Source organism: Streptomyces sp. DH12 (assembly GCF_020873895.1).
Lineage (GTDB): Bacteria > Actinomycetota > Actinomycetes > Streptomycetales > Streptomycetaceae > Streptomyces.
Genome location: NZ_JAHWGT010000422.1, coordinates 1 through 625 on the forward strand (window position 1 = coordinate 1; position 625 = coordinate 625).

Below are 625 nucleotides of genomic sequence, written 5' to 3' on the forward strand. Positions count from 1 at the left end.
GGATCTTGATCTCGGCGACCCGGTCCAGCCGGAAGGTGCGGCGCGCCTCGGAGCGACGGCACCACGCCTCGACGTACGTGTGCCCGACGCTGACCAGGCGGATGGGGTCGATCTCCCGCTCGGTGACCTCGTCGCGGGCGGGCGAGTAGTAGCGGATCCACAGCCGGCGGCGCTCGGCGATGGCCCGGTCGACGTCCGCGAAGACGCCGCCCTCGGACTCGAAGGTCACCGAGAGCCGGGAGCTGGCGCCGGCCGTCTCGCCGGCCGCGGTCTCCACCTTGGCGGTGGCCCGCAGCAGCGCCTGACGGTCGCTCTCGCGCAGCCCCGGCAGCGTGGCCACGGCGCGGGCGGCGACGAGCAGCGCGGTGGCCTCGTCGGCGGCCAGGCGCAGCGGCTCGGCCGCGTCGGCGCCCAGGGCGGCCGGGTTGTGCCACCAGATGCGCTCGCCGTCGGTGTCGATGTCCAGCAGGTCGCCGCCGCGGAAGCTGGTGCCGCACACATCGGCAGCACGTCGAGGTCGGAGACCAGCTCGTCCTCGGTGATGCCGAAGGCGCGCGCCACGTCCTCGATACGGGCGCCGGGCCGCTCGCGCAGATACGTCACCAGGGACAGCATCCGCCGGGTC

The 625-nt window shown here is 74.7% G+C and carries 1 pseudogene; it reads right to left on the reverse strand.

Annotation, left to right across the window (positions count from 1 at the left end):
- Window positions 1–625, reverse strand: a pseudogene (locus LPA54_RS34945) (helix-turn-helix transcriptional regulator); the annotation flags it as partial.